Below are 5,719 nucleotides of genomic sequence, written 5' to 3' on the forward strand. Positions count from 1 at the left end.
CCCTATGACGGCAGGAGCAAATCGTTTGCGGCTACCATTCCGGTGGCGGCCATTTTGGCGGCGGCCGGTGTTCCGGTGGTTCTGCACGGAAGCGCATCTCTGCCCCCCAAGTACGGTGTGACCCTGGGGGACGTGCTGCAAGAACTTGGTATGCAGACGGTACGGAACAAGCAAGAGACCGCGAACTTGCTTGACAGGGAACATCTGGTGTTTGTCAACACTGAACACTATTGTGAGCCTCTGCAGCGTCTGCGCCCCGTACGAGAACAGTTGGGCGTCCGGACAATGCTGAATACGGCGGAGAAGTTTTTGAATGTGGCGGAAGCGGACTGCCTGGTTGCAGGTGTATTCCACACAACTGTCATAGAAAAGGCTGCCGAACTGACGCTTCGGCTGGGATACAGGAAAGGTATGGTGGTTCAGGGAATTGACGGTTCCGAGGATATTCCCGCCAACCGTCCTTCCGCCGTTTATCTGATAGAAAACGGTTCGATGGAAAAATACCTGATCAATCCGAAAGAGTATGGGCTGTATGCGGATGACGGGCAAGCGGGTTTGACCGCGAAGCAACAGGCTCAATATGTTCAATCTGTATTGCAGGGGGAACCTCAATTTCGCGAAATGGTTTTGCTGAACAGCGGCTTGCGGCTGTGGTTGACTTCCCGTACGGAATCGATCGAACAGGGGATTGAACTGGCAAGATCGATACTGGACTCGGGGAAAGCATGGGAGAAGTTCGTATCCGTTAAAGAATAGAAGCAGGGGAGGGATGGCCGTGGATCCGGTGCCTCGTGATATGGCTGTCCTCACAATTGGCATTGTCAGGCAGCTGACCGGGTTGTCGTTGAGGCAAATTCGTTACTATGAAGAACTGGGGCTTGTCAGCCCCCTGCGTTCCAATGGGGAACAAAGGCTTTATTCGATCAATGACGTGGCAAGGCTTTTGCAGATCAAAGACATGATGGATCAAGAGTACCCGGTCTCCCAGATCAAGAGGGTGCTGGCTCCGCCCAAGAAACCGGTGCAACCGGCTGTACAGCCGCTTCCTTCCGAACGGGAACCGGACGACAAAGACCTGCTTCGAGGCATCCGGGATCAGCTGCAAACCAGAACGGAGCGCTCCTGGTCCACCTCGATCATCGAAGGGCAGTTGGCCCAATTTTATAGAAACAAAAACAAAAAATGAAGATTTTTTCATCACCAGCAAGCGCCGGGGAAGCCCTGTTCAGTCCTCCGGCGCTTGTTTTCCTTTCCTTCAATGTTATTATTGCCGATGCCGCCGACTTGCACCGAATTGCTGAGTGGCAGTCAGATGAAAGTAAAGTTTCTGATCGGGAAATGTTGTTGTCAGCTTTGAGATGGTGGCGGGCACCTGTTCCGGTTTGACCAGAACTTCAAAGGTGTGTGCCGGGTCGGGGCCATCAGTCCCCCTCCTTTGGAGTCCTGTTTTTCGATTCTTTCATTTTAATGGCCTGAGCAGGCACAGCCAATCCAATATGTCATCTTTACTTACATAAATATTTTTGAGTTATATGTAATAAAATCTCACATGTATCCTTGAGGCGATAGGTAAATTTTTATAGGATATTTCTGTAGATTTGCTTGAAACAGAAACTATTTCCAAGATGGGAGTGGGTAAAGGATGGATCGACAGGGTTTTCTCAAGAGCGGGCATATTCCTTCATTATTCAGCGCTTTTCTGTATTTTGACATCAGTTTTATGGTGTGGGTTCTGTTAGGACCGCTTGCTGTATTCATTGCCACTGAACATAATTTGAATGCTGCCGAAAAAGCAAACCTGGTTGCTTTGCCGGTATTGGGCGGTTCCATACTGCGATTGGTATTAGGGTGGATGACCGACCGCATCGGCCCTAAAAGAACGGCTCAGATTGGATTGCTGGTGACGATGATCCCGTTACTTTGGGGATGGCAGTTTGCAAACAACATGTCAGAATTATATGTTGTGGCATTGCTGCTGGGGGTGGCCGGAGCCAGTTTCGCTGCAGCTCTTCCTCTGGCAAGCCGTTGGTATCCACCCGAGTATCAGGGATTGGCTATGGGAATCGCTGGGGCGGGAAACAGCGGTACGATCCTAACCACTCTGTTTGCGAATCGGATCGCGCAGCATTTTGGCGGCGATTGGCATGTGGTATTCGGTTTTGCCCTGATTCCAGTAGTTCTTACTTTACTTGCTTTCTCGTTCTTGGCCAAGGACAGTCCGAACCAACCGGAACCGAAAAAGTTCGTCGACTATGCGCAGGTACTCAAACAAAGAGATACATGGTTGTTTTGTATCTTCTACAGCGTGACTTTTGGCGGTTTCGTCGGAATGTCAAGCTATCTCACAATATTTTTTAATACGCAATATGGGTTGAATCCTGTAAAAGCGGCTGATTTTACAACGTTGTGTGTGATCGCAGGCAGTTTCTTCCGTCCTGTTGGAGGATGGTTGGCCGATAAGATCGGCGGGATCCGCATGCTGACGATCCTATATATAGGAGTTGCTTTAATGATGGCGGGAATTTCAACCTTACCGAACCTTTCGCTGGCTACGGTCATGCTCTTTTTAGCCATGATGTGTTTGGGAATGGGCAACGGCTCAGTGTTTCAATTGGTTCCCCAACGTTTTCAGAAAGAAATCGGTGTAATCACAGGAATAGTAGGTGCGGCCGGAGGGCTCGGCGGCTATTTCCTGCCAAAGATTTTGGGGAACATTAAGCTCGCAACCGGTTCCTTTTCACAAGGTTTTCTGATTTTGAGCGGAATTGCCCTTTGTTCTGCTTTACTCATTCTGATTGTACAGGCGCAATGGAAGAGGACTTGGATTGGGGACGGCGGAAAAGTGAGGGTTGGATAAGCTTTTGATTATTTGTCGTTTGTGAAAGTCCCGCAAAATTACTTTCAACGTCCACGTCCGGAGGATCGGCGTGGACTTTTTCGTGTCAATATTTCTAACATAAAATGAAAGAACGAGAAAAAAGAAGAGAAAGCGATTTCATTTGTTATTTTTATGTCATAAAACATGACATTTTATGTTTGTGTTATTCCTGAACACTTCGTATAATACATCCATAGGTCTTATTGTAAAAAAATCTAACATCGATCGGGGGTGGTCTGTTACGAACACCGCAAAGGTACCGGGTGAAGTGGTTCTGGCGACTTCCGGGAACGGTCCGGAGCACTGGCTTGTACAGATTGTGGAAAGAGGCTTTTACAAGCTTCTCTGCCGTCAGTTATCCCAAATCGACGGTGCCGGTGTGTCGGAACTGTTTGGCGGAAACACACAGGCCATCATTCTGAAGGGGGAGTTTTCCCAATTGGGAAGCGCAACCCAAAACCTGAACCGGCAGGCAAAATGCCCCGTATTGTGGGCTGTGGATCACTTGGATGAACAAGTGATTGAATCGGCCGTTACCCTGGGAGCCAGTGGGGTCTTGTCAGCGCCGCAGGATCCGCTTGCCGGCCTGTGTACTCTCCGAATGGCCATGGAAACCTGGAGACGGGAATCAAAGTACAGGTCAATGGCAGATCATGCACAGGCAAAACTGGAAAGCCGCAAGACAATCGAAAAAGCAAAGGGCATCTTGATGGATCGTTATGGTCTGCCCGAATCGGTTGCCTACCAGCGCATCCGGCAGGAGGCGATGAACCGTCGAAAACGGATGGTTCAGGTGGCGGAGAGCATTTTGCTGACGGAACAGATGAAAGTATCCCATTCCTGATCAACGAGGAGAGTGAAATCATGAAAAAAATTCTTGCACTTCTGCCCTTCGTGGCGGCAACGTTGACCGGACACGCTTTCGCTGCCGGTGAGGAACCAACCGTAAAAGATGCGATCCAGGCGGTCGACGCACTTTGGGTAATTGTGGCATTCGCACTGGTATTCTTTATGCAGGCAGGCTTTGCATTGCTTGAAGCGGGTGCTACCCGAATGAAAAATGCCGGACACATCGCCGGAAAAAACATCCTTAGTTTCGGGATTACAACACTGGTTTTCTGGGCGGTTGGGTTTGCGATCACTTTTGGCGCCGGCAATAGTTTCATGGGTACAAGCGGCTGGTTTTTGAACGTAGCGGATGAACAGGTGAATGAAGTGTTTGGATCCCTGTCGTGGTCAGACACTCCGCTGGCTGCCAAGTTTTTGTTCCAGGTTGTGTTTGCCGGTGTTTCCCTGGCGATTTTCTGGGGCGGGATTGCAGAACGGGCCAAATTGATTGTGTACTTCGTATTTGGCGCCATCTTTATTGCTCTTATCTATCCGATCATAGGTCACTGGATTTGGGGAGGCGGCTGGCTGGCCGCACATGGCAAGCAGGACTTCGCCGGGTCAAGCGTCGTGCACTTGACGGGAGCTACGGCCGCTCTGGTGGGAGCCATGCTGTTGGGACCCCGTATCGGCAAATATAACAAAGACGGCAGTGTCAATGTAATTCCCGGTCATAACATGGTTTACTCGGTATTGGGCGTTATCATTCTCTGGTTTGGCTGGTTTGGGTTCAATGCCGGATCTACAATGGCAGCAAACGGAACATTCTTCCCGTATGTCGCGTTGACAACGAACTTGGCGGCGGCGGCTGGTGCAGTTGCTTCCTTGTTTACAGTTTGGGCGCTTCTTAAGAAGCCGGATATCAGTTACATGCTCAACGGTGTATTGGCTGCATTGGTTGCGATTACTGCATCCTGTGCGTTCGTAAAACCCTGGGCCGCGGTTGTAATCGGAGCAATTGCAGGGATTCTGATGGTACTCTCCTACCTTTTCTTTGATCGAGTCCTTAAAATTGACGATCCGGTTGGAGCGTTTTCGGTTCACGGCATAGCGGGTATTTGGGGAACACTTTCAACAGGATTTTTCGCAGCTCCTGACCTGGTTGAAAAATTGGGAGTCGGTAAACCCGGGTTATTCTACGGCGGCGGTTTCCATCAACTCGGGGTGCAAGCTTTGGGTGTAGCTTCCGTATTCGCTTTTGTTTTCATCACTTCGTATATCGTCTTGTATCTGCTTAAAGTCACAGTTGGTATTCGGATCAGCCGGGAAGAAGAAATCATTGGTCTGGATATCAGCGAACACGGCACTTCCGGTTATCCGGAACAGCTTCCCAATGGCGGAACCTACGTAAAGAACAGCGTAGCAGAAGCTCACTGATCAATTTGCACACAACAATGAAATGGGGCGGGTTTGGCCGCTCCATTTCATTCCCGTTCTGCGGGGACTGCAGAAACGGGCATCCGGAAGAAGGGCGCTGCAGAAGGAAGTGGTTTCATGCGGGAAGACCGGAACGATATTCTGACAAAGACGTTTGAACAGATCAACTCCGCCGGTGATGTGTCGCAACTGAGGGAAATTCACGGCCAGATGAAGGAGACCGCATGGGATTGGAAGAAGCAGGAGATGGCTCCGCCTGTCATTCTTCGCCACTTGAACGGGTGGCACGACAAGCTGATGAGCCGCACACTGGAACTGGTTCTGGAGCAGATGGAGCAGTCGGATCGGACTGTCGGCATCCCCCCTTTTTGCTGGATCGTATTGGGAAGCGGGGGCCGTGAAGAGCAGACGCTGTCTCCCGACCAGGACAACGCTCTGATGTACCTGACTGATTCGGAGGACGGGCAGAGGGAAGCGGCATTTTTCCGGGAATTTGCGGAAAAGGCGGTTGCAGCACTCGAGCGGGTAGGATACCCCTATTGCCCGGGCTATGTGATGGCATCCAATCCGCGTTGG

6 protein-coding genes are annotated in these 5,719 nt (G+C 50.4%); all 6 read left to right on the forward strand.

Annotated features, from left to right (window positions below):
- On the forward strand, positions 1-756 hold a 756-nt coding region (locus EFBL_RS16325; RefSeq protein WP_096183174.1), incomplete at its 5' end, for an anthranilate phosphoribosyltransferase.
- 19 nt (positions 757-775) lie between these two features.
- Positions 776-1,186 (forward strand): MerR family transcriptional regulator, encoded by a 411-nt coding sequence (locus tag EFBL_RS16330; RefSeq protein ID WP_165912468.1) that lies wholly within the window; start codon positions 776-778, stop codon positions 1,184-1,186.
- Positions 1,187-1,642: 456 nt separating this feature from the next.
- Positions 1,643-2,857 (forward strand): nitrate/nitrite transporter, encoded by a 1,215-nt coding sequence (locus tag EFBL_RS16340; protein ID WP_096183180.1) that lies wholly within the window; start codon positions 1,643-1,645, stop codon positions 2,855-2,857.
- Positions 2,858-3,032: 175 nt separating this feature from the next.
- Positions 3,033-3,722 carry an ANTAR domain-containing response regulator gene (locus tag EFBL_RS16345; RefSeq protein WP_096183182.1) on the forward strand — a complete coding sequence of 230 codons (690 nt, stop codon included), beginning with the start codon at positions 3,033-3,035 and terminating at the stop codon, positions 3,720-3,722.
- A 20-nt stretch (positions 3,723-3,742) separates the two neighbouring features.
- On the forward strand, positions 3,743-5,143 hold the full coding sequence (locus EFBL_RS16350; protein ID WP_096183184.1) for an ammonium transporter: 1,401 nt from the start codon (positions 3,743-3,745) through the stop codon (positions 5,141-5,143).
- A gap of 117 nt (positions 5,144-5,260) precedes the next feature.
- On the forward strand, positions 5,261-5,719 hold a 459-nt coding region (locus EFBL_RS16355), incomplete at its 3' end, for a DUF294 nucleotidyltransferase-like domain-containing protein (RefSeq protein WP_231705839.1).

Source organism: Effusibacillus lacus, assembly GCF_002335525.1.
In the GTDB taxonomy this organism is placed as follows: Bacteria; Bacillota; Bacilli; order Tumebacillales; family Effusibacillaceae; genus Effusibacillus; species Effusibacillus lacus.

Coding starts and splice junctions, on each gene's coding strand:
- EFBL_RS16340 (WP_096183180.1), top strand. CDS start 1,643: ATGGATCGACAGGGTTTTCTCAAGAGCGGGCATATTCCTTCATTATTC.
- EFBL_RS16345 (WP_096183182.1), top strand. CDS start 3,033: ATGTTTGTGTTATTCCTGAACACTTCGTATAATACATCCATAGGTCTT.
- EFBL_RS16350 (WP_096183184.1), top strand. CDS start 3,743: ATGAAAAAAATTCTTGCACTTCTGCCCTTCGTGGCGGCAACGTTGACC.